This window comes from Microbacterium testaceum, assembly GCF_001476285.1.
GTDB lineage: Bacteria > Actinomycetota > Actinomycetes > Actinomycetales > Microbacteriaceae > Microbacterium > Microbacterium testaceum_B.
Genome location: NZ_LDRU01000091.1, coordinates 25,698 through 50,032, shown reverse-complemented (window position 1 = coordinate 50,032; position 24,335 = coordinate 25,698). Strand labels below are relative to the sequence as shown.

Annotated in this window: 21 protein-coding genes; 6 read left to right on the top strand and 15 right to left on the bottom strand. The window is 72.2% G+C overall.

The genetic code is table 11. The annotated features are described in order from the left end of the window. Positions 1-72: 72 nt before the first annotated feature. Complete coding sequence (locus NS283_RS15040; protein ID WP_058597669.1) at positions 73-1,026, top strand: hypothetical protein; 954 nt, start codon at positions 73-75, stop codon at positions 1,024-1,026. Positions 1,027-1,049: 23 nt separating this feature from the next. Then, on the top strand, positions 1,050-2,501 hold the full coding sequence (locus NS283_RS15035; protein WP_058597668.1) for a carboxylesterase/lipase family protein: 1,452 nt from the start codon (positions 1,050-1,052) through the stop codon (positions 2,499-2,501). Positions 2,502-2,570: 69 nt separating this feature from the next. Here NS283_RS15035 and NS283_RS15030 read toward each other — a convergent pair whose 3' ends face one another. The 6 genes from NS283_RS15030 to NS283_RS15005 form a co-directional block, all read right to left on the bottom strand. Then, positions 2,571-3,554 carry an LLM class F420-dependent oxidoreductase gene (locus NS283_RS15030; RefSeq protein ID WP_058597667.1) on the bottom strand — a complete coding sequence of 328 codons (984 nt, stop codon included), beginning with the start codon at positions 3,552-3,554 and terminating at the stop codon, positions 2,571-2,573. A 419-nt stretch (positions 3,555-3,973) separates the two neighbouring features. After that, positions 3,974-5,191 carry a hypothetical protein gene (locus tag NS283_RS18980; RefSeq protein ID WP_058597666.1) on the bottom strand — a complete coding sequence of 406 codons (1,218 nt, stop codon included), beginning with the start codon at positions 5,189-5,191 and terminating at the stop codon, positions 3,974-3,976. Further along, positions 5,188-6,552 (bottom strand): hypothetical protein, encoded by a 1,365-nt coding sequence (locus NS283_RS15020; RefSeq protein ID WP_058597665.1) that lies wholly within the window; start codon positions 6,550-6,552, stop codon positions 5,188-5,190. The genes NS283_RS18980 and NS283_RS15020 overlap by 4 nt, the downstream gene beginning before the upstream one ends. Beyond that, complete coding sequence (locus tag NS283_RS15015; RefSeq protein WP_058597664.1) at positions 6,549-7,352, bottom strand: heme ABC transporter ATP-binding protein; 804 nt, start codon at positions 7,350-7,352, stop codon at positions 6,549-6,551. The genes NS283_RS15020 and NS283_RS15015 overlap by 4 nt, the downstream gene beginning before the upstream one ends. Continuing rightward, a complete protein-coding gene (locus NS283_RS15010) occupies positions 7,349-8,464 on the bottom strand; it encodes a FecCD family ABC transporter permease (RefSeq protein WP_058597663.1) in 1,116 nt (371 codons plus the stop codon). Before NS283_RS15010 ends, NS283_RS15015 begins: the two co-directional genes overlap by 4 nt. Then, positions 8,461-9,558 carry a heme/hemin ABC transporter substrate-binding protein gene (locus tag NS283_RS15005; protein ID WP_058597662.1) on the bottom strand — a complete coding sequence of 366 codons (1,098 nt, stop codon included), beginning with the start codon at positions 9,556-9,558 and terminating at the stop codon, positions 8,461-8,463. Before NS283_RS15005 ends, NS283_RS15010 begins: the two co-directional genes overlap by 4 nt. 187 nt (positions 9,559-9,745) lie before the next feature. Here NS283_RS15005 and NS283_RS15000 point away from each other — a divergent pair, with 187 nt between their 5' ends. Beyond that, positions 9,746-11,527, top strand: a complete 1,782-nt coding sequence (locus NS283_RS15000; protein WP_153003386.1) for a hypothetical protein — start codon at positions 9,746-9,748, stop codon at positions 11,525-11,527. 65 nt (positions 11,528-11,592) lie between these two features. After that, positions 11,593-12,585: a WxL protein peptidoglycan domain-containing protein gene (locus NS283_RS14995; RefSeq protein WP_058597660.1), complete on the top strand. Its 993-nt coding sequence runs from the start codon at positions 11,593-11,595 to the stop codon at positions 12,583-12,585. 54 nt (positions 12,586-12,639) lie between these two features. Here the strand turns inward: NS283_RS14995 and NS283_RS14990 are convergent, their stop codons facing one another. From NS283_RS14990 to NS283_RS14970, 5 genes are all read right to left on the bottom strand, one after another. Then, on the bottom strand, positions 12,640-13,293 hold the full coding sequence (locus NS283_RS14990) for a heme oxygenase (biliverdin-producing) (protein ID WP_058597659.1): 654 nt from the start codon (positions 13,291-13,293) through the stop codon (positions 12,640-12,642). A gap of 44 nt (positions 13,294-13,337) precedes the next feature. Beyond that, positions 13,338-13,646 (bottom strand): DUF2470 domain-containing protein, encoded by a 309-nt coding sequence (locus NS283_RS14985; RefSeq protein WP_058597658.1) that lies wholly within the window; start codon positions 13,644-13,646, stop codon positions 13,338-13,340. A gap of 397 nt (positions 13,647-14,043) precedes the next feature. Then, positions 14,044-14,997 (bottom strand): DNA-methyltransferase, encoded by a 954-nt coding sequence (locus tag NS283_RS14980; protein WP_241492264.1) that lies wholly within the window; start codon positions 14,995-14,997, stop codon positions 14,044-14,046. Continuing rightward, entirely contained in the window at positions 14,994-16,043 is a 1,050-nt protein-coding gene (locus NS283_RS14975) for a lipoate--protein ligase family protein (RefSeq protein ID WP_058597657.1), read from the bottom strand. Before NS283_RS14975 ends, NS283_RS14980 begins: the two co-directional genes overlap by 4 nt. A 120-nt stretch (positions 16,044-16,163) precedes the next feature. Further along, positions 16,164-17,099, bottom strand: coding sequence for a DMT family transporter (locus tag NS283_RS14970; RefSeq protein WP_058597656.1), 936 nt, complete (start codon positions 17,097-17,099; stop codon positions 16,164-16,166). A 71-nt stretch (positions 17,100-17,170) separates the two neighbouring features. On the opposite strand from NS283_RS14970, the gene NS283_RS14965 reads away from it, so the two are divergent. After that, positions 17,171-18,079, top strand: a complete 909-nt coding sequence (locus tag NS283_RS14965) for a LysR family transcriptional regulator (RefSeq protein ID WP_058597655.1) — start codon at positions 17,171-17,173, stop codon at positions 18,077-18,079. Between the two features lie 175 nt (positions 18,080-18,254). Here NS283_RS14965 and NS283_RS14960 read toward each other — a convergent pair whose 3' ends face one another. After that, the gene (locus tag NS283_RS14960) at positions 18,255-19,229 is read right to left on the bottom strand and encodes an acetylxylan esterase (protein ID WP_058597654.1); all 975 of its coding nucleotides are present in this window, start codon (positions 19,227-19,229) and stop codon (positions 18,255-18,257) included. Between the two features lie 8 nt (positions 19,230-19,237). Next, positions 19,238-20,209 carry an acetylxylan esterase gene (locus NS283_RS14955; protein WP_058597653.1) on the bottom strand — a complete coding sequence of 324 codons (972 nt, stop codon included), beginning with the start codon at positions 20,207-20,209 and terminating at the stop codon, positions 19,238-19,240. Positions 20,210-20,256: 47 nt separating this feature from the next. Between NS283_RS14955 and NS283_RS14950 the strand changes: the two genes are divergently transcribed. After that, complete coding sequence (locus NS283_RS14950; protein WP_058597652.1) at positions 20,257-21,057, top strand: DeoR/GlpR family DNA-binding transcription regulator; 801 nt, start codon at positions 20,257-20,259, stop codon at positions 21,055-21,057. Between the two features lie 44 nt (positions 21,058-21,101). Here the strand turns inward: NS283_RS14950 and NS283_RS14945 are convergent, their stop codons facing one another. Both NS283_RS14945 and NS283_RS14940 read right to left on the bottom strand, forming a co-directional pair. Further along, complete coding sequence (locus NS283_RS14945; RefSeq protein WP_058597651.1) at positions 21,102-21,995, bottom strand: LacI family DNA-binding transcriptional regulator; 894 nt, start codon at positions 21,993-21,995, stop codon at positions 21,102-21,104. A 64-nt stretch (positions 21,996-22,059) separates the two neighbouring features. Then, complete coding sequence (locus NS283_RS14940; protein WP_058597650.1) at positions 22,060-24,312, bottom strand: FAD-dependent oxidoreductase; 2,253 nt, start codon at positions 24,310-24,312, stop codon at positions 22,060-22,062. Positions 24,313-24,335 lie beyond the last annotated feature (23 nt).

Here is a 24,335-nt window from a genome sequence, read left to right as displayed (position 1 = left end):
CCCCGCCCGACCCCGCGCACTCAGCCCACCCAGAACCTGTACGCACCGCGGCTACGGGCGTAACCTGCCCGGATGACCGACGACGACGTCCTCGCCTGGCTGGCCGACAGCGACCCGGCGCTGCGCTGGAAGGTCGAACGCGACCTGCTCGGCGCGCCCGAGGAGCAGTGGCGAGCGACGCGGGCAAGGGTGCCGCACGAGGGTTTCGGTGCGCGACTCCTCGCCGCTCAGGGCGAGGACGGGCTCTGGGCCGGCGGCGCGCACTTCCCCGCCGGCTTCGAGTGGGGTGATCCGCAGCCGTGGACCGCGACCTCGTGGTCGCTGATGAGCCTGCGCGAATGGGGAGTGGATGCCGAGACCCTCCGCCCCGACACCGTCGGGCTCATCGACCGCAACGTCCGCTGGGAGTACGACGACCTGCCCTTCTGGGGCGGAGAGGTCGACGCGTGCATCAACGCCTTCACCCTCGCGAGCGGAGCGTGGTTGGGGGCGGATGTCAGCGGCATCCGGAACTGGTTCGTCGAGCATCAGCTCGGTGACGGCGGCTGGAACTGCGAGTGGGTGGACGGGTCGACGAAGTCGTCGTTCCACTCCACCCTGAACTCCGTGATCGCGATCCTCGACGACGAGTGGCGCACCGGCGGCACCCCCGAACTGCACGCGGCCCGGAAAGGCGGGGAGGAGTACCTGCTCGAGCGGAAGCTGCTGTACCGGCTGTCGACCGGAGAGCGGCACGCGTGGGCGCATCACCTGGGCTATCCGTTCCGTTTTCGCTACAGCGCGCTCCGCGCCCTCGACCACTTCCGCGCCGCGTCCGAACGCGACGGCACCGAGCCCGACCCGCGCTTGGCCGAAGCGATCGACCGGGTGCGCGCCTCGCGCAACACCGACGGCACGTGGCATCAGGCCTCCCCGCTCGAGGGGGCGGAGTGGTTCGCCGTCGACGTCCCGGCCGGCGAGCCCTCCCGTTGGCTGACGTTCTTCGCGCTGCGGGTCCTGCGCTGGTGGGACACCGCTCGCGCGTGAGCCCGACCGGGCAGGATGGGGGAATGGATGCCACCGTGCTCGCCGTCACCTCGAAGGGAACCGTGCGAGGGTTCCGACGGGGCGGGACGGCGGTGTTCCTCGGCATCCCGTTCGCGCAGGCGCCCGTGGGGGCCCTGCGCTTCGACGCGCCGACGCCCGTCGCCCCCTGGGACGGGGAGCGCGACGCGACCGCGTACGGGCCGACGGCACAACGGGGTGACGCCGGCATCACCCTCATCCCCGAGCCGAGCATGCCCGGCGACGCCACGCTGAACGTCAACGTCTTCGCCCCCGCCGATCGGGATCCGGATGCCACCCTCCCGGTGCTCGTGTGGATCCACGGCGGGGGCTACACCTCGGGGTCGCCCGCGAGCCGGTGGTACGACGGCGACGCGTTCGCACGCGACGGCGTCGTCGTGGTCGTGATCTCGTACCGGATCGGCTTCGACGGGTTCGGGCTCATCGACGGCGCACCCTCGAACCGCGGGCTTCGGGATCAGATCGCCGCCCTCGACTGGGTGCGCGACGAGATCGGCGCCTTCGGCGGCGACCCGGCGCGCGTCACCGTCGCAGGGCAGTCGGCGGGCGGCGGGTCGGTGCTCGCGCTGATGGCGAGCCCCGCGGCATCCGGTCTCTTCCACGGCGCGATGGCGATCTCGCCCGCGATCGGGGCGGTGCCCGCCGACACCGCTCGACGCTTCGCCGCGCGCGTGGCGGAACTCGCGGGGGTGTCGGCCGACCGTGACGGGTTCGCCGGCGTGACGGAGGAACGACTGGTCGAGCTGCAGAAAGCCGCGGGAAAGCCTCCGCGCGGACGCGCGATCGCCTCGCTGACGGCGCTCCTCGACGACGGGTTGCCGCTCGGACCGGTGATCGACGGAGACGTTCTGCCGCGGCATCCGCTCGACGTGCTCGCCGAGGAGACGGGCGTGCCGCTCGTGATCGGCTCGACCGACGACGAGTTCACGATGCTCACCGCTCGCTACCGCGGCCTGCTGCGGTTCGTGCCGGTGTCGCTCGCGTTGGCGGTGCTGGGTCTCGGGCGTTCGCGTCGCCGTGCGTACCTCGCGCGCACGCGGCGACAGGGAACGGCGGCAATCCTCGGTGGGTACGCGACCGACCGGGTGATCCGCGCGACGGTGTCGCGGGTCGCGCGGGCGCGGGGTGTCGCGCTCACCTGGGTCTACCGCTTCGCGTGGCCGTCGCCCGTGTTGGGCGGCGCGTGCCACTGCCTCGACGTGCCGTTCTGGTTCGATCACCTCGACGCGGACGGGGTCAGCGCGATCGCCGGGGATGCGCCTCCGCGAAGCCTCGCCGCGCAGCTGCACGGGGCGGCCGTTGCATTCGCGCGCGACGGCGATCCTGGCTGGCCCGCGTGGGATGCCACGGCACGACGGGCGCGGGTGTTCGACGGCGCGGCATCCGTCCCGTTCGTCGAGACCGACGCGTACGCCGACGTGGCACCGCTCGTGTGATTACCGTCGCGTGAGGGAGCAGCTTTTGTTGCCCGGGAGCAACGGAGGCCGACCCCTCACGCGCCGGGGTCAGAGCGCCGGAATCACCTCGCGCTCGAACAGCGAGATGCCGGAGGTGTCGTAGGCCGCCTCGGGGAAGTAGTGGATCGCGTAGCCGAGGCCGTGGGCGGCACGCTCGCGTAGCCGCTCAACGATTCGCTCGGGCGTGCCGAAGCCGTCGGAGGCGCGGTAGTCGGCTTCGATGGCATCCGCCCGCTCGTCACCGACGTGGGGGCGGAGACGGGCCACGACCGCGGCGAGACGATCCTCGGCCTCGGACTCGGTCTCGGCCACGATCGTGTTGAAGTTGGTGGACTGCGTGATGTCGCTCACGTCGCGACCGAGCGCTTCGCAGTGACCGCGCAGCACCGCGGTCTTGTGCTCGAACTCCTCGATCGAGCCGCCGAAGTTCGTGTACGACGCGTACTTCGCCGCGATCTTCAGGGTCACCTTCTCGCCGCCGCCCGCGATCCAGAGCGGGATGCCGCCCTCCTGGAGCGGCTTCGGCTGCACGATCGCGCCGTCGACCTCGTAGTACTTGCCCGACAGGGTCGCTTCGCCCGTCGTCCAGGCCTGGTGCATGATCTCGACCCCCTCGCGCAGGCGCCCGAGGCGCTCGCCGATGGGCGGGAAGCCGTAGCCGTAGGCCTTCCACTCATGCTCGTACCAGCCGCCGCCGATGCCCATCTCGGCGCGACCGCCCGAGATGGCGTCGACCGTCGCCGCGACCTTGGCGAGGTACGCGGGGTTGCGGTACCCCATGCACGTGCACATCTGGCCCAGGCGGATGCGGTCGGTGGCGGCGGCGAAAGCGGCCATGAGGGTCCATGCCTCGTGAGTCGCCTCGGCGCTGGGGACGGGCGTCGTGTGGAAGTGGTCGTAGACCCACAGCGATTTCCACGGGCCGTCGTCGGCGCTCTGAGCGAGCGCGTTCATGACGCGCCAGTGCTCACTCGGATCGATGCCGACGAGGTCGAAGCGCCAGCCCTGGGGGACGAAGATGCCGAATTCCATGGCCTCACCCTAGGCGCGGCCACCGACATCAGGGGCCGCACGGTCGGTTTCGGTCTGTCCGGGTCGAGGTCCGCGCGCGGGGCGGGGCGGGGCGCGGTACCGTCACGCGGAGTTCTCCGGCGACACGCCGTGCGGGGCGTGCCGTCATCGGCGTGTCGGCCCCCGACTCCGCGTGACGGTACAACCCACCGCGAAACGACACCGACCCGCGCCCGGCCGTACCGTCACGCGGAGTTCCCCGGCGACACGCCGCTCCCGTCGCGCCCTGAGCGGCGTGTCCTCCCCGACTCCGCATAACGGCACACCCCCGCCGAGCACATCCCCGACCCGTCACGCGGAGTCACCGGGCGACACGCCGCCACGGCGGCACCTCCCACGGCGTGTCTACCCCGAACTCCGCATAACGGCACACCCCGCCCTCAGGGCAGATCCGCCCTTCGCTGCCACGGGAACGCCCGCATCATGCTGAGCACCGCGACGATCGCCAGCCCGAGCGCGGCGGCGGAGCCGAGCAGGGGCCCCACCAGAGGCGAGAGGCCCCGTCGCGACTCGGGGACCAGCCCGGCCGCCTGCGGCTGTGTCGTCAGCGCCGCCGCGACCGGGAGAAACTGCTGCAGCGGCGCGGCGGCGGCGATCGTCCCCGGCGCGCGCCGCAGCGGGTTGTTCGGTGCGTCCGCAGGAGTACCTCCCGTCCCGGCCGACGGCGGCACGGCGACCGGCGCTGCCGAGGAGTAGCTCACCGTGAGGGGCGACGCCGGCTTCGCGGCATCCCGGACCCCGCCCGTCGTGAGCCAGTACCCCTGTTGTCCCGTCAGGCGGTGGAAGTCGACGAAGGACTGCGGGAAGGACCCCCAGTACGCCTCGTTCGTCCCTGAGCGTGCGACCTGCCCCGCCCCCACGCTCAGGACTCCGAGGTACTGCGGGGTGACCGTGAAGCCCCCGGTGCTCGAGAGATCGGCCGCGCGGATGTCAGCCAGCACGATGGTCTGCGCAGCGATCGGGCTCCATTTCGTCATGTCGTCCATCGAGGTGCCGTAGCCACTCGCGCTCGCCGTGAGCTGGCCGTTGCCCGCCGCGTCGAGGGTGAGTCGTGGGTCCGTCACGCTCCAGTAGGTCATGCCTCCGTAGAACACGATCGTGAACGAGCCCGACCACCGGATGTCGAGCGTGCCGTCGCGGCGCGTGCCCGTGCCGCCGTCGATGACGACCTGGTTTCCGCTGGTGCTCGCGGTCGAGGCGACCGACACCGCCGCGCCCGTCGGATCCTGGCATCTGGTGGCCCAGGAGGCGGTCGCCCACTGGCCCCCCGCCGTCGGCTTCTCGATGCGCACCCGGCCATCCTCGGCGCGGTAGAGGCCGTCGTTCTCGCCCCAGACCCGGGCGCCCCCCGCGTCGCCGGCGACACCGGCGCTGAGGAAGTTGCATCCCCCCGCGAAGGCTCCACCCCCAGATTCGGCGTTGAGGCCCCACCGCAGTTGCGCATCGACGATGGTGCCGTCTCCGCCCCCGGGGTCGCCCCCGGGCCCGGGCACCGTCACGATGACGTCGTCGGGACCCGCCGCAGCCGCCGGGGCCGCGCCGAACCCCAGCAGCAGGGCGGCCGCGAGAGCGACCCGCAGGACCGTGTGCGCCCTCATCGCGGCGTTCCCGTGGGCAGCAGCTCGGTCGGCGCGTCCGGAGAAGCGACGGGCTGACCCACCGGCCCCGTGTCGTTCGCGGCAGCGGACGGCGCGGGGTCGGTGCCGGCTGACGCGGCGACGGGATGAGCGGCAACGGCCGGTGCCGGCGCGGCGACGGCTGAAGCGGTGCCGGGTGAAGCGGCGACGGGATGAGCGGCAACGGACGGTGCCGGCGCGGCGGGAGGTGATGCGGCACCGGAAGACGCGCCGCCCGGCGTGGCCGGGGTGCCCGCCGCCGCGGCATCCGTCCGCACCGTCGCGGCAGCCGCGCGCTTCCGCTTCGCACGACGCCGTGTCCGCGCGCGCACGATCGCGGTGACGATGCTCGTGATGATCAACGCGACCGACAGCGCGATGCACGCCAGGAGCAGCACGATCACCCACGTCGGCGCGGTCGGCGCGTCGGAGACGGATGCCACCGCGGTCCCGCCGCTGACGGCGACCTCCGTCTCGGCCACCGCCCCCGATCCTGCCCCGCGCAGGGTGACGAGATGCGTGCCGTCGCGGATCTCGCGCGGCACCGGCAGAGCCGCGGCGACCTCGCCCTGCGCCCCGGCGGTGAGTGGACCCACGGCCGTGAGCCCGCCGTCGAGCGAGGCGACGACCTGTTCGCCCGGGGTGAAGCCCTGGCCGGTGAAGACGATCGACGTTCCCGCCGTGACCGCGGCCGACTCGACGCCGACGCGCACGGCACCCGCGGCGGCCGGCGCGCTCGCGGCGGCAGGGGCCTCGACCCCGGAGGCGGCTGCGAACGACACCGGCGTGAACGTCTCGTTGTTCGCGTTCTTCACCCCGTGCGCGCCGATGGTGATGATGCCGCAGGTGACGCGTCGGCAATCGACCTCGGTCACGTTGCCGTCGCGGTCCTGGCTCTCGAACACCGCCCCGGGAATCACCATCGACACCGACCACGATCCGTCGGCGCCCAACGTGCCGTTCGCGGAGCTCTCGGTCTGGCTGCCCGGGAACGCCAGGAAGCGCTGGTACCCGTTGTTGTCGGCCGATTCCGCGTCGGGCACGTACCGGTAGTCCGCCCCGACCACTCCCCCGGCGCTCGGGCGCCACGACCCGCCGCTCGGGTCGTCGACCCACCCGAACAGCACGTAGATGCCGCCGAAGCCGTTCGGGATCGACTGGAACCCCGAGCCCGAGACGGTCACGTCGGTGGCGTAATCGGGGCTCGCGGATGCCGCGCCCTCGGGGCCGGCGACCGTCACGGTCCCGGCGGCCCACGCGGGGGCTCCGGCGACGACGACGCCCGCAACGGTCAGGGTCAGGGCGGTCGAGAGAGCAGCGAGACGACGAGTCAGAGGGTTCATACGTGTTCTCCGGGGATGGGGGATGCCAGGGGCGAAGCGTCGGCGACGACGAGCAGTGTTCCGCGGGGCCCGTCGACGACGTCGATCGGATGCCGATACACCCGCGTGAGCAGCTCGGGATCGAGCACGTCGCGCGGGGGCCCGACCGCGACCAGCCGCCCGTTCTCGAGCAGGACGACGCGGTCGGCGTAGGCGGCGGCGAGCCCCAGATCGTGCAGGACGACGATGGCCGCGCCCCCGGCGTTCACGCGGTCGCGGGTGCGGGAGAGCACGCGATGCTGGTGGCGGATGTCGAGGCTCGCGGTGGGTTCGTCGAGCAGCGCGATCGCGCACTCCTGCGCGTACGAGCGGGCGAACGCCGCGCGGGCGCGTTCCCCGCCCGAGAGCCCCGTGACGGCCCGGTCGGCGAAGGCCTCCACCTCACCGGCGGCCAGCGCCTCATCCACCGCGTCGTCGTCGCGCGCGGCGGCAGGGTGCCGGCGCCACGGCGCCCGCCCCATCCGCACGACGTCGCGGACGACGAAGGGGAACGACACCTCATTGCTCTGGGTCAGGACCGACCGGCGGCGCGCACGCTCGGCGACGGGCCACGAGTCCAGCACAGCCCCGTCGAGCTCGACGGATCCCGTCGCGGGGGTGCGGTCTCCCGCGAGCACGGACAGCAGCGTCGACTTGCCCGCGCCGTTCGGACCGACGAGCACGACCATCTCTCCCGCGGCGAGGTCGAGGTCGACGTCGTCGAGCACACGTCGACCGCCGACGTCGGCCGAGATCCCGCGCGCACGCAGCACCGGCGTCATCCCCATCCCCCCGACCGGCGGCGCGTTCGGCGCAAGAGCCAGAAGAAGAACGGCCCGCCGATGAGGGCGGTGAGCATGCCGATCGGCAGCTCCGACCCGGGTACCGCGGTGCGCGCGACGAGGTCGGCGGCGAGCAGCAGCACCGCGCCGCCGAGGGCACTCGCGGGCAGGAGCAGGCGGTGACCGGGCCCGAGCACCATGCGCATGAGGTGGGGCACGACGAGACCGACGAAGCCGATGATCCCGCAGAAGGCGACCGCGGCGCACGTGAGCAGGGCGATCACGACGATCGCGATCACGCGCAGCCGCTCCACGCGCACGCCGAGGTGCTCGGCCTGCCGCTCGCCGAGCGCGAGGAGGTCGAGGCTCCCGGCGAAGAACAGGCACGCGACGATGCCGACGATGGCGAGCGGGGCGACGACGGCAAGGTCGTCCCACCGAGTGCCGTTGAGCGAGCCGAGCTGCCAGAACACGATCTGCTCGCGCTGCTGCGTCGACCCGAGGTAGGTGAACAGCGCGATCGCGGCACCACCGATCGCGTTGACCGCGATACCGGTGAGCACGAGCGTGACGACCTCGGTGCGTCCGTCGGCACGCGCCGAGGCGTAGACGATCACGGTCGCGGCCAGCCCTCCGGCGAACGCGAGGGCGGGCAGGGTGAGCGGGCCGAGGAACGTGAGCCCGAAGACGATGGATGCCGAGGCCCCGACCGCCGCACCCGACGAGATGCCGATGACCCCGGGCTCGGCCAGCGGGTTGCGGAACACGCCCTGCATGACGACACCGGCGGTGGCGAGCGTCGCCCCCACCAGCACCGCCATGAGCAGACGCGGCATCCGGATCAGCCACAGCGTGGCCTCGCCGTTGACGTGCTCCATGACCGCGCCCGGCCCGACCGACAGCACGCCGAGTCCGATCCCGCGCACCGCCTCGTTCCAGGCGCGCGCGAAGGCGCCGACGACCTGATCGGGCGGGATCGAGAGCTGCCCGCTTCCGGCCGACACGACGACGAGCACCACGAGGGCCACGGAGAGCGAGCCGAAGACCGCCGGGACACGCGCGCCGATCCGTGCTCTCGGTGCGGCGACGGGTGCGGCCGCGACCGCCGTCATCCCGTCGCCTCAGGCGCGTAGACGGCGACGGCGAGCGCGTCGAGCACGTCGGCGGCGGCGGGCCCGAAGCTCAGCACCGTGGTGTCGGACATGTCGACGATGCGTCGGTGGCGACCGGCATCCGTCTGGGCGACCGCGGGGAGGTGCTCGGTGAGACCGTCGACGCCGCCCACCGATTCGAGGCCCTTCGTCATCATGATCAGCAGGTCGGGGTTCGCATCGACGAGGGCCTCGTCGGTGATCGGGCGCATGCCCTTCCAGCCGATCTCACCGGCGACGTCGATGCCCCCGAGGGCCTCGATCAGGCTGTCCGCTCCGGACTCCTCGCCGAACAGGTAGTAGACGCCCGACTGCCCCCGGACGTAGAGGAACATCATGCGGAGCTTCTGAGCGGGGTCACTCGGCGCGACGGCGGCGATCTGCGCGATCTTGGCGTCGACCGCGGCGGTGCTGCGCGCGGCGAGCGCCGCCGCCCGCTCGGGTACGCCGAGAGCCGCTCCGACCTGCTCGATGAGCGATCCGACCGATTCGAGCGACCGGTGCGAGTCGACCACGACGACCGGGATGCCGGCATCCCTCATCTGCAGGATGGTGTCCCACGGGCCGAGGCTCGTGTCGGTGAGGATCACCGTGGGGGCCGCGTCGAGGATCGCCTCGGCGTTGAGGTCGTGACCGTTCTCGGTGACCACGGGCAGGTGCGCCGCCTCGGGGAATCCCGTCGAGATGTCGCGCGCGACGACCTGGTCGCCGAGGCCCAGCTCGAAGACGATCCGCGAGAGCGATCCGTAGATGTCGAGGGTGAGGATGCGCGAGGTGTCGGTCACGGTGACTCCGGTGCCCTGCGAGTCGGTGACCGTCGCGGGCAGCACCTGCGCACCGTCGGTGACCGGCACGATCGGCGCGGCGGCCGCGACCGCGGTCGACGGCCCCTCCCACGACAGCGGGTCGGCGAGCGGCGTCACCTCGGCCAGTGGGGGCGTCGAGCCGGCGACGTCGCCGTGCGCGGTTCCTGCGGTGTCGCATGCGCTGAGTCCTGTGGCCATGGTCAGGGCGAGCGCGAGCGCGACGATGCCACGAGTCGTTCGACGGATCATGAACGTACCTCCAAGTAAGGTGAGCCTACCCTTAACATTGCCTGGAAGCGGACTTCATGCTTAGGTAAGCCTAACCTGCCTTCCAGCACCCCACCGGGGTGCACCCGCGCATGCCGTCGGGACCCGTCGGAAGGTGGAGAAGGGAACGAACGTGGATTCCTCCACGCACAGACGCCGGTTCGTCCGCGTGACCACCGCGAGCCTCGCTGCCGCTGCGATCGCCCTCGGCGGGGCTCTCGTCGCCGCCCCCGCGCACGCCGCCGACACCACCGTCGACGGCGCCGTCTTCCGCTGGGGCATCAACGCCGAATCCAACGCGGCCGCCTTCGCCCCCGGCACGGTCAACCTGCTGTCGGCCGGAATCGTCACGGCGACCTCGTCGGCCGACCGCGTCACCACCTCGAACTGGAAGCAGAGCGACGGCAACACGCAGATCCTGAAGAAGCAGTCCGATGGCAGCTACGCCGCAGCGACGTTCGCGGGCCTGCGCACCGACGCGAACGGCACCACCATCACCTCCGGGAACGGACTGAACTCGGGACACATCGCCGAGATCACCGGCGGCACCGGCACGGTCGACGTGGATGCCAACACCGCGACGATCCAGTGGACCGGGTCGTTCACCTCGGCGTACTACTCGGGCATGACCCGCTCATGGATCACCGACCCGAAGCTCACCGTCGCGAGCGACGGCACCGGCACGGTCACCGCGACCCTCGGCGGCTACGGCACCTCGATGGACGATCCCGACAAGTTCGAGACCCTCACCCCGGAGCCGAATGTGGTGATCGCCACGCTGACCGGCGTCGACGTGACCCCCACCGGATTCACCGTGACCCCCGACTACCTCGGTCGCACGATCACCGTCCCCGAGGGCTCGGTCGCCCAGGTCACCTCCGGTGCGAACGCCGGGGCCTTCCCGCAGTCGTTCGTCGACTTCCAGGTGAAGACCGGTCAGGGCTCGTACTGGTACTCCTCGGGCGGTTCGGCCGACGCGCGCAAGCCCGCGAGCCCGCTCTCGGTCGCCTACACGGCCGCGCCCGTGGCATCCGCTCCCACCGTCACCGTCTCGAAGAGCAGCGGTCTCACCCAGGGTGAGACGGTCACCGTCACGGGCAGCGGCTTCCTGCCGTCGGGCACCGCCACCAACGGCACGCGACCGCCCCTGGCCGGAACCTTCAGCGGAACGTACGTCGTGTTCGGCAAGTTCGCCGACGTCTGGAAGCCCTCGGCCGGCGCGGCCTCGTCGGCACGCTCGGTGATCGCGCAGAAGTGGGCGGTCCCGGCCGCCAGCATGGCGACCGTCGGCGGCGCGAACAGCGGCGCGATCGAGCTGAAGGAGGACGGCACGTTCTCGGTCGACCTCGCCCTGAGCACCACCGAGGCGCAGAACCTCGCCGCCGGGAACTTCGGCATCTACACGTACGCCGGCAGCGGCACCGTGTACGCCCCCTTCGAGACGTTCACCCCGATCGCCTTCGCCTCGTCGACCGACGTGATCGTCGAGGTCCCGGACTGGGTCGACAACCCCACCGGCTCGTTCGGGTGGGCGTTCGAGGGCACCTCGCCGGCCAGCCTCGGCACCGCCGTGCAGGACGGCGCGAACTTCACGGCATCCGGATCGCTCACGAACATCGTCGTGACCGACACGCGCGCCGGAGGCACCGCGCCGTACACGTGGAGCATCTCGGGCCAGGTCGGGAACTTCGCGTCGAGCACGGGCGGGTCGTTCTCGAGCGACCTGCTCGGTTGGAAGCCCAAGCTCGTCACGGCCGGGCAGACCGTCACCGCCGGCGCGGAGGTCGCGTCGACCCGCCTCGGCGGCACCGGGCTCGGGGCGTCGCGCGTGCTCGCGTCGTCGACCGCGGCCGCGAACGCCACCGTGGGAGCCGACCTGTCGCTCGTGATCCCCGGCACGACCCCGGCCGGCGACTACACCGCGAAACTCACCATCACCGCCCTGCAGTAATCCACCCGACGGGGACTCCGACGCGCGTCGGGGTCCCCGTCGCCCGTCCCGCAGAAAGCCCGCCCGTGTTCCGACGCCCTCTCACGTTCGCCCTCCTCGGCTCCCTTCTCCTCGCGATCGTCGCTCCGGCACCCGCGACGGCCGCCGACGGCGGTGTCGCCTGGAGCGTGCAGACCGCCGACAACGCGCAGGGCGCGGGTCGCGCGAACTTCACGTACGACGTGGTCGAACCCGGGAGCGTGATCTCCGACGCGATGACCGTGGTCAACACCGGCACCGAGCCCCTCCCCCTCGCCGTCTATGCCGCCGACGCCTTCACGGCATCCACCGGCGAGATCGACGTCCTCGTCGACGGGCAGCCGTCGCAGGGCGCCGGGACGTGGGTGTCGGTCGCCACGACATCGCTGTCGCTGGCGCCGGGCGAGTCCGCCGAAGTGCCCTTCACCGTCACGGTGCCCGCCGACGCGCGCCCAGGCGACCATGCCGCGGGCATCGTGACCTCCCTCACGAGCACCGACGCTTCGTCGACACTGTCCGTCGACCGCCGCCTGGGCACCCGCATCAACCTCCGGGTCGCGGGCGAGCTGGTGCCGGCAGTCGCGTTGTCCGCGGTCTCGACCCGGTACGAGGCATCCTGGAACCCGTTCGACTCTGGGCGCCTCGTCGTCGAGTACGCGCTCGCCAATACCGGCAACACACGACTGACGGGGGCTGAGACGGTCGCCACCGCGGGCCCCGTCGGCACGCGTACCCCGCCGGTGCAGCTGACCGAGGTGCTACCGGGGTCGACCGTGGAGATCGCGCGCGAGGTGCCGGCGTTCTCGCTCGGGTGGGTGTCCGGCTCCGTCGACATCGCGCCGGAGTCCGTCGGCCTGGGTGCCGCACCGCTCGCGCCGGTGACGGCCGAGTTCTCGGTCGCGGCCGTGCCGTGGAGTCTGTACGCGCTCCTGGCCGTGATCCTCGCGACCGTGCTCGTCGCGGTGTTGCTCGTGCGGCGTCGCCTGCGCGCGACGGCGCCGGACACGACAGTGCCGGGTGGCGAGGCGGCGGCGTCTTAGGTCGCGACGGAGCCTGCGGCATCCGGTCACTGCGTCCGCGACGCCGGGAGAGACTCAGGCCGACTGAGCCGCCTTCGCGCGCGCAAGGTCGACGAACAGCTCGGTGTTGAACCGGTAGGCCACCAGCACCTCTTCGATCACGCGCTCCTTCTCGTCGTCGTCCCACGGAGCGGCATCCAACTGCTCGCGGTACACGTTCTTGAACGCGTCGGGGTCGGCGATGTCGCCGAACAGGTAGAAACCGATCCCGTTCGTGTCGAAGCCGAAGTGCCGCTGCATCAGCCGGCCGATGAACTGCCCGCCCGACAGGTCGCCGAGGTAACGGGTGTAGTGGTGGGCGACGAAGCCACCCGGCCAGGTCGCCGCGACGCGGCGGATCCGCGAGACGTACGCCTGCGTCGTCGGCAGCGGGGTGATGCGCTCGCGCCAGTCGGCGCCGATGAGGAACTCCAGGTCGGCCTCGAGAGCGGGAAGGCGCGTGAGCTTGTCACTGAGGAACACGGATGCCACGGGGTCGACGCGCATGCGCTCGGTGGCCTCTTCGAGCGCCTCGTAGATGAACCAGTGCTGCACGACGAGTGCGACGTAGTCGTCGCGCGTGCCCGACCCCTTCATGAGGTTCGTCATGAAGTCGGCGCCCTCGCTCGAGGAATGGGCAGTGCGCGAGCGCTCGCGCAGGGCGACGGAGAACGGGATGACAGCACTCATGGCGCCATCATACCGAGAAGGTTAGGCGAGCCTAACCTTCTTTCTCAGTGTGGTCGCGGCTCGACCCCGAGCCGCCGGCACGCCTCGTCGTAGAGTGCGACGATCTCGCGGCGCACCTCGCGGCGCTCGGCGATCGACCCGCCCGGCCACGGCACGCGCACCTCGGTGACGGCGCCGCCCTCATCGGCGACGACCCAGTCGCCCCCGTCGCCGTCGAACCCGGTCATGCGCGCCGAACCGACGGGCGTCACCGGACCGAACGCGCGGGCGATGAGCACGTTGTCGTCGCGGTGGTCGTCGTTCATGTGGGCGAGCACGGCTCGCTGGATCTCGGGGTCGAACACGTACGTCATTAGGTAAGCCTAACTTCGCGGACCGCCCGCCCGTCCGCCGTTCACTTCCGGTCCGGCATCCGATCGACGTTCCGCGCCGGGACCGAGCAACCGCGACCCGTCACGCGGAGTCGCCGGGCGACACGCCGCTCGAGCCGCGCCCTGAGCGGCGCGTCCTCCCCCGACTCCGCATAACGGCACAACCCCGCCGGGCACATCCCCGACCCGTCACGCGGAGTCAGCGGGCGACACGCCGCCACAGCGGCACCGCCCACGGCGTGTCGCCGCCCGACTCCGCACGACGGCACGCCCCGCGGCGCAGCGCCGGCCCCGCACGACGACCCGCACCGGTGGCGACCGGCCCGCCCGCACCGGTGGCGACCGGCCCGGCCGCTCAGTCCGCGAACGGCCCGGCCGCTCAGTCCGCGAACGGCTCCAGACGCTTGTGCATCACGGCCACGGCGTCGGCGTTGTCATCGATCAGCACGGAGTGCCGGCCGAGCGGCGCGGCGACGGCGCCCAGCGTGCCGCTGCCGGCGAACATGTCGAGCACCCGGTCACCGGGGCGGCTCGAGGCCTGCACCATGCGGCGCAGCACGCCCTCGGGCTTCTGCGTCGGGTAGCCGGTCTTCTCACGTCCCGTGGTCGGGACGATCGTGTGCCACCACACGTCGGTGGGCATCTTGCCGCGCGCGGCCTTCTCGGCCGTCACGAGGCCCGGGGCCATGTACGGCTCGCGGTCCACGGCATCCGAATCGAAGAAGTAGGTCGCCGGATCCTTCACGTACACGAGGATCGTCTCGTGCTTCGTGGGCCAGCGGCGCTTGGTCTTCGCGCCGTAGTCGTACGCCCAGATCAGCTCGTTGATGAAGTGGTCGCGCCCGAACAGCGCGTCGCACATGACCTTGGCGTAGTGCACCTCGCGGTAATCGAGGTGCAGGTAGAGCGTGCCGTCGTCGGCGAGCAGGCGCCACGCCTCGATGAGCCGCGGTTCAAGGAAGCCCCAGTAATCGTCGAAGCGGTCGTCGTAGGTGCGCAGGTCTCCGCGCAGGCGCGCGTACTCCCGCCCGTGGAAGCCGCGCTGCACGACCGGCGGCGGGGGCGGCTCCTCCTCGGGGAACGTCAGCATGTTCGGATCGTCGACGGATGCCGTGTCTTCGGGCTGCTCGGCATCCGGGGCCTCTTCGACCGGGGGCGTCCACGTCGCCGACTCGACGGCCTTCGAGCGGGTCCGCCCCGTGTTGAACGGCGGATCGAGGTAGACGAGCGCGAACGAACCGTCGGCGTAGGCCGGGGTGACGGTGAGGTTGTCGGCGTGGTGGATCTCGACGCGGCCGGGTTCGGGGGCGTCGGGGAGGACCTCGGTACTCACGGGACGCGCTGCAGCCACGCGTCGGTGGCGAACTTCGTCTCGACCAGCGCCTCGGCCTCGGCGTACTCCTCGTCGGTGATGTGCCCCTCGGTCGCGCCGTACAGCGTCGTGAACGTCTGGATGAAGCGGTCGATGACCTGGTCGCGCGGGAGGCCGGTCTGGCTGCGCAGCGGGTCGACGCGCTTGGCGGCCGAGACGGTGCCCTTGTCGCTGAGCTTCTCGCGGCCGATGCGGAGGACCTCGGTGAGCACCTGACCGTCCATGTCGTAGCTGAGGGTCGCGTGGTGCAGCACCCCGCCGTTGGCGAGGCGCTTCTGCGCGGCCCCGCCGATCTTGCCGTGGGGCCCGGCGATGTCGTTGAGCGGCTGGTACACCGCGTCGATGCCGAGAGAGCGCAACGCCTGGAGCACCCAGTCGTCGAGGAAGGCGTACGAGTCGGCGAAGGTCATGCCGGCGACGAGGGATGCCGGGACGTACAGCGAGTACGTCACGATCGAGTTCGCGGCCATGAGCATCGCCCCACCGCCCGAGATGCGGCGCACCACGTCGAAGCCGTGCTTCTCGGCGCCCTCGGGATCGACCTCGTTGCGCAGCGACTGGAAGGAGCCGATGACGACGGCGTTCTCGTTCCACTCCCACAGGCGCAGCGTGGGCTTGCGCAGCCCCGCACCGACGCGGCTGGTGAGCACCTCGTCGAGGGCGAGGTTCATGCGCGGGGAGACGGGACCGTCGTGTACGACCTCCCACTCGAAGTCAGCCCAGCCGGGTGCCGTCACGAGCGCGCGGCGGATCGCGGTCGCGACCGACTCGGGCGTGAACCCGAGCAGCTGCGCTCCCTCGGGCAGCGCCGCGCGGATCGCCGCGGCGATCGTGGGGACGTCGAACTCGACCGGCAGACCGTTGACGGCGGTGTCGATGTCGTCGAGGGCGTCGTCGGGCTCGAGGAAGAAGTCGCCCGCGAGGTGGAAGCTGTGGATGCGACCCTCGCGCTCTTCGAGGTCGACGACGACCAGCTTTCCCCCGGGGACCTTGTACTCGCCGTGCATACGTCCAGCCTACGGCGGGGGCGCGGCGGCCGCGGCGGGTCTGGAGGCGCCTGGGTTGCCGCCGTCCGCCGCCGAGACTGCGTCGAGCTGACATCTCCACTGCAGCGTGCAGTGGAGATGTCAGCTGCGTGCAGTCTCGGCGACCCTCTCGACCGGAGCGGGAGCGGTCGCGGCGCGGTGCCGCCGCTCGATCGCCTGACCCGCGTACGACGCCGCGATGATGAGCGCTCCGCCGGCGAAACCGGGCAGACCGAGGGCCTCGCCGCCGATCACCACCCCCACGGCGAGCGCCCACACGGGCTCGGTGCCCATGAGGATGCTGGCGCGGGTCGCCGACGTCCGCCGCACGGCCCACAGCTGCACGACGAACGCGAAGACCGAGCACATGAGCCCGAGGAACAGCACGTCGAACCATCCGGATGCCGTGAGCCGACCGACCGCGACGGGAAGGTCGACGCCGGCCACCGCCGACGACGTCAGCGCGCACACGACGAGCTGTACGAAGACCACCGCGAGGGTACTGTCGTCGCGGCCCCGCGTGAGCCGCGCGCTCGCCGTGACGTGGACCGCACGCACCACCGCGGCCGCGATCACGAGGGCGTCGCCCGCCGTCGGGAGACGGAATCCCGCGCCCGACACCAACAGCGCGACCCCCACGACGGCGGCGATCGCGGCGACGAAGTACGACCGCGGCAGCCACGAACGCGCGGCCACGCTCTCCAGAAGCGGGGTGAAGATCAGCGCGAGGCTGATGAGCAGCCCCGCGTTGGTGGCCGAGGTGAGGTGCACGCCCCACGTCTCGAGGCCGATCACCGCGGCTTGCGAGCACCCGAGGAGCGCCGCGATCGCGAGGCCGCGGCCGCGTGGCATCCGTTCCCTCCGTGCGAGGCAGATGACCCCGAGCGCGGTCGCGGCGACGAGGAAGCGCAGCGCGACGGCAGGGGCGACGCCCACCTCGTCGGTGAGCTCTTTGGCGGCGAGGAAGCTCGCGCCCCACACCGCGGCGACGGCGATGAGGAGGACGTCGACGAGGATCTCGGGAGGGCGGCGGGTCACGCATCCACCGTCGCCCCCGAAACCCGGAAGAACAATGGGCACTTGCTTCATCGTCCCGTAAGTTCGGACTTATGGATGCCACCCACCTCCGCCTGCTCCGAGAGCTCGGCGACCGCGGCAGCGTGGCGGCCGTCGCCGCGGCGCTGCACATCTCGGCTTCGGCGGTGTCGCAGCAGCTCGCGCACCTGCAGGCGCGAGTTCCCGTCGCGCTGACCGTCCGGCGCGGGCGCGTGCTGACGCTGACGGCGGCGGGCGAGGCTCTCGCGGCGGCGGGGACGCGCGTCGACGAGGCGTTGACCGCGGCGCGAGAAGCGGTCGGAGCGTTCCTCGACAGCGACGACCGGCCCGTGCGGGTGTCGGCCTTCCACAGTGCGGGACTCGCGCTGTTCGGTGCGCTGTTGCGCGAGCTCGATGGCATCCCTCCCCTGCACCTGTCCGACGCCGATGTCGCGCACAGCGACTTCCCCGGGCTCACCGCCGACCACGACCTCGTGATCGCGCACCGGCTCTCGCACGACGCGCCCTGGCCCGCCGATCGCGTGGTCTCGACACCGCTGCTGACGGAGCCGCTCGACATCGCCCTGCCCGCGGCGCACACGCTCGCCGCGCGGGACCGGATCACGGCGCGCGACCTCGCCGACGAACGGTGGGTGTCGGTGCATCCGGGGTTCCCGCTCGCCGGGGTGCTCGATCACCTCGCGGCGCACCTCGGTCGCCCGCTCGACATCGCCCACCGCATCAACGAGTTCTCGGTCACCGCCGAGGTCGTGCGTGCGGGCGCGGCGATCGCGGTGCTGCCGCGCACGACCGGGCTGCCGCCGGCCGTGGACGGACTCGTGCTGCGTCCGCTCGCGGACGTGGCGCTGGTGCGGCACGTCGACGCGCTCGCGCGCCCCGACGCCCTGGCGTACGCGTCGGTGCGGAGCGTCCTCCGCGCGCTGCGGACGGTCGCGGGGCGCGCGACGGAGGCCGCCGGCTGACGCGAGCGCGGGCTGACGCGAGCTCGGGCTCCCGCCTCCTCGAGGCGCCCCGAGCCCGGGCCGCGCTCACAGTGACTTGCGGCATATGCACGCGGGGCGCGTGCTCGGGCGAGCATTCGGCGCACGTCACGGGATACGGCGCGGCCACCGGTCCCTTCGACGAGCCGGGCGGGAACTACGCCAGGCGCCGCGAGAGCTCCCGGAGGGCGACGAGCTGGTGGTGCGGTCCGCCACCCTCGTGGCCGTTGTAGGGGTACACGCGGATGCTCTTCTCCCCCGCGTAGTGGTTGTACGCCGCGAAGACCGTGGACGGCGGGCACACGGCATCCCGAAGTCCGACCGAGAAGAGCGCGGGAACGCTCGAACGGGCGGCGAAGTTCACCCCGTCGATGTACGACAGCACGCGGAAGACCGCGTCCTCGTCGCCGCGTCGCGTCTGCAGGTAGGTGACGAGCTCGCTGTACGGAGCCGCGTCGGTGAGGGCGACCGCGCGACGGATCGCGCTGAGGAACGGGAAATCGATCGCGGCGGCGACGAGCCCCTCGGCGAGCGCCGCCGCGGCGAGCGCGATGCCGCCGCCCTGGCTGCCACCCCACACCGCGACGCGGTCAGGATCGATCGCGGGATGCGCGCGCACGGCGTCAACGGCACGGACCCCGTCGCAGAACACGCGGCGGTAGTACGAGTGCGCGGGGTCGTCGAGGCCGTCCGTCAGCCGACCGGAGGGGTGCGGGGCGCCCCCGACCGGGTCGGGGGTCGCGCCGGGGAGGGCGCCGCTGGTCTGTCCGCGCGTGTCCATCACGAGGACGGCGAGACCCGCGCTCGGCAGCAGCGTGTGCTGGTGCGCGAGGCCGCGACCGGAGTTGTACCCGATGTACTGCACGACGCAGGGAAGCGGACCGCTCGCCCCGCGCGGCCGCACCAACCAGCCCCGCACGACATGGCCACCGAAGCCCGCGAACTCCACGTCGTCGACCTCGACGCCGCCGACCCCGCTCTCCGCGGCCGGAACAGAGCGGAACCGCGGCTCCCAGCCTTGCCCGCGCGCCTCGGCCAGGGTGTCGGCCCAGAAGCGGTCGAAGTCGCCGGGCTCGTCGCGCGGCGGACGGAAGGTCTCGAGCTGGTCGAGCGGGAGATCGAACTGCGGCATGGGGCTCCTCAGCGGTCGAGAGAACGGGAGATGTGGTCACGGGTCGCGGCGAACGCGGCGGCGCGCACCTCGGCGAGGCCGTCGTACTCGCGGTGCCCGTACGGAAGGACGGCGAGCTCGAGCTCCGCTCCGGGGGCCGCGGCGATCGCGTTCGCGACGGCGAACTGCCCGGGCGGGGGGACGTGCCGGTCGCGCAGCGCGGCCTCGACCCGCACCGGCACGCGCGCGAAACCCGCAGCGGTCGACGCGTCGAAGAAGCGGAGCACCTCACGCGCGGACGGGTGCTTCGCGACGTATCGCCGCACCCGCTCGCCGCTGCCCTCGCACGGCATCCGCAGCCGGAGGTCGTACTGCCCGAAGCTCGGCACGATCAGCGTCGCCCCGACGAGCCGCTCATCCCAGGGCAGCGCGAGCGCACCGATCCCTCCCCCGAAGCTCTCGCCGACGAGGTACAGGGGCAGGTCGCCGGCGAGCGCGCGCAGCGCCGAGCCCGCGTGCCACAGGTCGACCGCGCACCGGCCGAGCACGTAGTCGTCGATCGAACGGATGCCGTGCAGCACATGCCCCTCGGCGGGGGTGGGCGCGCCGATCCCGGCGTTCAGGCGCCCCTGCCCCCGTGCGAGGGCGAAGAAGACCGCCGCGTCGTCGGGGACACGGTCGAACTCCGGCTCCTCGCGCCCGCCGTAGCCGTGGCTGTGCACGATCCCGACGCGGGTGGGATGCCCGTCCACCGCGGTGGCGAACCAGCCGCCGAGACGCAGGCCGCCCGACACGACGTGCTCCACCGCGAAGAGCTCGCGTCCTTCGCGGCGTCCGAGCGGGCGCACGCGAGGGTCGGGGTCGATTGCGAGCGCCTCGTCGTGCCACGAGCGCCACCGCTCGGCGAAGCCGGGCGGTGGCGGCACCGGCGGCACGGCCCGCAGACCCGCGAGGTCGAAGCCGTAGTCGCCGTCGCCCGGTTCGATCGTCGCGCCCGTCACGAGCGGACCGCCGTGGAAGACTGGAAGCCCGACCGAGAGGAGCGATCGTGCTCGCCGCCGAACGCCGATCCCGCCTGCTGGCGGAGGTGCGCCGTCATGGAGCCGCGGCCGTGCCGGACCTCGCCGCCGCTCTCGGCGTGAGCGAGATGACGATCCGCCGCGACCTCGACGTGCTCGCGGCCGACGGTCATGTCGACAAGGTGCGCGGTGGCGCGCGTCACCCGCGACCCGGCGACGCTCCGGCACGAGACCTGACCGCGCAGTCGCGCCGCAACGGCGCGGAGAAGGCCGCGATCGCCCGCCACGCGGCATCGCTGGTCGAACCGGGCATGGCCGTGGGGCTCAGTGGCGGATCGACGACGTGGGCGCTCGCCCGCGAGCTGCGGGGCATCGCCGATCTCACGATCGTCACCAACTCGCTGCCCGTCGCCGACGTCTTCGCGCGTCCGGACCGTGCCGACGAACCGTACACGCAGACGGTCGTGCTGACCGGCGGCGTCCGCACGCCCACCGACGCCCTCGTCGGCCCGGTCGCCGTGGCATCCCTCGAGCACCTGCACTGCGATGTCGTCTTCCTCGGTGTCCGCGGCATGGAGCCGACGGCGGGCCTGACCACCTCGAACCTCCTCGAGGCAGAGACGAACCGCGCGCTCGTCGCGGCCGGAGGTCGCGCTGTCGTGCTCGCCGATCACTCGAAGTGGGGCGCGGTGGGGCTCACGACCATCGTCGACCTGAACGAGGTCGACCTTGTGGTCACCGACGCCGGCATCGCGGACGACGACGCGGAGGTGCTCCGCTCGCACGTCGCCGAACTGTGGGTCGCGCCGCTCGCGTTCGCCGACGAGTAAGGAGCGCCGCCCCGCGCGATGGGGGACGGCGCCGGGTCGACACCTCACCGGGCCGTGCTCGCGCGGGCGATCACCGTGGCATCCACCACGATGTGCCGCACGGGGACGTCCGCGCCCGGAGGGGCCGCCATCTGCCGCTCGAGCTCGGTGAAAGCCGCCTCGACGATGCCCTGGTCGTCGGGCGCGACCGAGGTGAGCGCCGGTACCGAGTAGCTCGCGGCGTGCACGTTGTCGATGCCGATCACCGCGACGTCCGCCGGGACGGTGAGTCCCACCGCGTGCAGCTCGGCGAGCACGCCGAAGGCGACGGAGTCGTTGGAGCACACGATTCCGTCGAACGGGGTCCCGCTCGCGTGCAGCCTGCGGAGCGCCGCCGCGCCCTCCTCGGCAGTGAACGCGTCGACGGCGACGATCAGCGCCGCGTCCTCGGCGATACCCAGGCGGGCGACGGCGTCGCGGTACCCGGTGAAGCGCTGGTCGGCGGCATCCGAGGGTCGGGAGAGACGCGGACCGATGAAGGCGACCCGACGGCATCCGACGGATGCCAGGTGCGAGGTCGCGAGGTCGGCCGTGCGCCGGTTGTCGATCGAGATGTGCGTGAACGGGCTCACGGCGATGTGCTCGCCGAGGAGCACGAGCGGCCCCGGCGAGGTGCGGCGCGTGAGGTCTCCGACGGTGAGCGAACGCGGGATGTGGATGAGACCGTCGGTCGCGGGAAGGCCGACACCGTTGGCGATGTCGATCTCGCGCTGGTGGTCGCCCTCGGTCTGCTGGATGAGGATCGACAGCCCCCGCGCTTCCGCTCCGCGCGCCAGGAGCGTCGTCAGCTCGGCGAAGTAGGGCTCTTCGAGGTTGGGCACCGCGAGTGCCACGATCCCGGTGCGCTCGCGTCGGCTGAGAGGGGACACCCGCCGCACCGTCGAGGGGGAATCGGTCATCGGTGAACTCCTCGCGCGCCTGGTCGGCCGATCGACTCTGGGGGATACGGTATCGCGGGGCATCTCACTCCTGGACGCGGAAGGCGACGACGCGCGCCTCGGGGGATCCATTGGTCGCCGTGACCGTCACGCGCGCCGCGGTCACCGCGCCGATCTCGGGCGCCACGGGGTGCGCCCGCCGGCGTCGGCGGTTGTCCGCGACCTCGGCCACCGTGCGCCAGTCGCCCTCCACCGTCTGCACCTCGACGCGGTAGTCGCGCGCGAGTGAGGGCATCACGAGGTGCGGGTCGCGGTGGTGGTGCAGCGTGTTCAGCTCGACATCGGGATCGTCGTCGAGGACGAGCACGATCTCCCGCGGGCGCACGGGCTCATCCCAGTCGAGCCGGATCCACGCCGGCCCTTCCGGCAACGGCCGCGACGCCCACAGGTTCGGACCGCCGAAGGGGCGCTGATACCCGCCCACCGCGCGCTCGGGGGCGAGCGCCTCGGACGGAGCCGTCGAACGGAACACGATCGAGCGACCGCGCAGGGGCTTCGTCGGCCATTGCACCAGCAGTTCGTCGAGGCTGACGTGCACGTTCTGGTCGTCGGCATCCGAGGTGTGGACCAGGGTCAGGATGCCGGGGGGCAGATCATCCGTCGTGAACAGCGTCACGCCGGGCTGCGCGCGAACCACGATCACGGCGTTCGCGGGAGCCTCGGGCTGCCAGCTCACGGGGGCGGTCACCCAGCGGGCCTCCCCCGCGGAGACGGGGACCGAGACACGGTGCTCGAGGTGCTCGGGGACGACGTTCTGCGCGAGACCGGTCGAGAACACCTCGACCTCGAGCTCGGTGTCGGTCTCGCTCGTGACGAGGAGGTCGATGCCATCGAGGTGCGGGTGCACCGGCACGACGATCCCGATGTCGTGCGTGAGGGGATACGGCTCGCGCGGCGCCGACTCGTGCGGGCCGAGGCCCTCGCGCACGCCGGACGCCGAGACCCGCGCGGCGAGCGCGAGGTCGGACGGGTCGGCGTCGGCCACGCCGATGAGCGGAGCGTCCTGCCGGAGAAGCAGCTGACGCAGCTCGGCGCGATGGCTCTCGTACACCCCGCGCGGCGAGGTGCCGTGGGCCAGCGCGAGCGCGGCCGCGGTGCCGGCCGCCTCCCCCATCGCGGCGCACGTCGCCATCACGCGAGCCGCTCCGAAGGCGATGTGAGTGGCCGAGACGTCGCGGCCGGCCATGAGCAGGTTGTCGACATCGGCGGAGTAGAGGGAGCGGTACGGGATCTCGAAGACGCCGTTCGAGAAGCGCTGCACCGCTCCGGCCCCGGTGGAGTACATCCCCTCGGTCGGGTGCAGGTCGATCGACCAGCCGCCGAAGGCGACGCCGTCGTCGAAGCGCGTCTGCTCGAGCACATCGCGCTGGTGCAGCGTGTAGTCGCCGACGAGGCGGCGGTACTCGCGCTTGCCGGGGACGTTACCGATCCACTCGAGGTCGAGGTTCTCGGCGTCGAACTCGCCAGAGTTCTTGATGTGATCCCAGATGCCGAGGATCACCGAACGGAGCTCGTCGCGGATGCGCTCGTTGTCGTGGACGATGTCGAGCTCGCCACCCCACTCGATCCACCAGTAGTGCGCCCCGCTGTCGCCGCTGCGGATGATGCGCGACGACGGGATCGGGGTGTCGCGGATCGACTTGGCGGAGTCGGGCGCGACGAAGCGGACGGGGTGGCCGACGTCCTTCGTGTAGAAGAGGAGCGTCGAACCGAGGAACGTGCGCTCCGCCTCCTCGGGCGCCCAGTCCTCGTCGAACTCGTCGCGCGCCTCCTTGCCGAGGCGGGCGCGCGCGCCGGCGAGGTGTCCGATCAGTCCGTCGCCGGTGCCGTCGAGGAATAGCGGCGCCCGGAACACCGTCTCGGTCTCTGCCCCCATCGTCCAGCCGGTCACCGACTCGATGTGACGGGAGCCCTCGGGACCGCGGGCGACGACGTCGCGCACGTCGGTGTTCAGCAGCAGCGTGATGTTCGGCTCGGCCCGCACGGCGTCGAGCACGACGTCGTCCCAGTGCACGGGGTTGCCGTCGGGGTTGCGGTACTGGTTCTCGAGGTAGAGCTCGCCGATGATGCCGTTCTCGCGGGCCCAGCGCTGGTTGCCGTGGGCGGTCGCGCCGCACACCCAGACGCGCACCTCCGACGAGGAGTTGCCGCCCAGGACCGGACGGTTGTTGATGAGGGCGACGCGACGACCGAGGCGCGCGGCGGCGATGGCGGCGGAGACTCCGGCGAGTCCCCCACCGACCACGACGAGGTCGAAGTCGGCTGTGTGTGTACGCATGTCGCGTGAGTCCTTCCTGCGGA

What these genes read in the sequence shown, in the direction of transcription:
- NS283_RS15040 (WP_058597669.1), top strand. Translation starts at nt 73, where the DNA reads ATGACCGACGACGACGTCCTCGCCTGGCTGGCCGACAGCGACCCGGCG.
- NS283_RS15035 (WP_058597668.1), top strand. Translation starts at nt 1,050, where the DNA reads ATGGATGCCACCGTGCTCGCCGTCACCTCGAAGGGAACCGTGCGAGGG.
- NS283_RS15030 (WP_058597667.1), bottom strand. Translation starts at nt 3,554, where the DNA reads ATGGAATTCGGCATCTTCGTCCCCCAGGGCTGGCGCTTCGACCTCGTC.
- NS283_RS18980 (WP_058597666.1), bottom strand. Translation starts at nt 5,191, where the DNA reads ATGAGGGCGCACACGGTCCTGCGGGTCGCTCTCGCGGCCGCCCTGCTG.
- NS283_RS15020 (WP_058597665.1), bottom strand. Translation starts at nt 6,552, where the DNA reads ATGAACCCTCTGACTCGTCGTCTCGCTGCTCTCTCGACCGCCCTGACC.
- NS283_RS15015 (WP_058597664.1), bottom strand. Translation starts at nt 7,352, where the DNA reads ATGACGCCGGTGCTGCGTGCGCGCGGGATCTCGGCCGACGTCGGCGGT.
- NS283_RS15010 (WP_058597663.1), bottom strand. Translation starts at nt 8,464, where the DNA reads ATGACGGCGGTCGCGGCCGCACCCGTCGCCGCACCGAGAGCACGGATC.
- NS283_RS15005 (WP_058597662.1), bottom strand. Translation starts at nt 9,558, where the DNA reads ATGATCCGTCGAACGACTCGTGGCATCGTCGCGCTCGCGCTCGCCCTG.
- NS283_RS14990 (WP_058597659.1), bottom strand. Translation starts at nt 13,293, where the DNA reads ATGAGTGCTGTCATCCCGTTCTCCGTCGCCCTGCGCGAGCGCTCGCGC.
- NS283_RS14985 (WP_058597658.1), bottom strand. Translation starts at nt 13,646, where the DNA reads ATGACGTACGTGTTCGACCCCGAGATCCAGCGAGCCGTGCTCGCCCAC.
- NS283_RS14975 (WP_058597657.1), bottom strand. Translation starts at nt 16,043, where the DNA reads ATGCACGGCGAGTACAAGGTCCCCGGGGGAAAGCTGGTCGTCGTCGAC.
- NS283_RS14965 (WP_058597655.1), top strand. Translation starts at nt 17,171, where the DNA reads ATGGATGCCACCCACCTCCGCCTGCTCCGAGAGCTCGGCGACCGCGGC.
- NS283_RS14960 (WP_058597654.1), bottom strand. Translation starts at nt 19,229, where the DNA reads ATGCCGCAGTTCGATCTCCCGCTCGACCAGCTCGAGACCTTCCGTCCG.
- NS283_RS14945 (WP_058597651.1), bottom strand. Translation starts at nt 21,995, where the DNA reads ATGACCGATTCCCCCTCGACGGTGCGGCGGGTGTCCCCTCTCAGCCGA.
- NS283_RS14940 (WP_058597650.1), bottom strand. Translation starts at nt 24,312, where the DNA reads ATGCGTACACACACAGCCGACTTCGACCTCGTCGTGGTCGGTGGGGGA.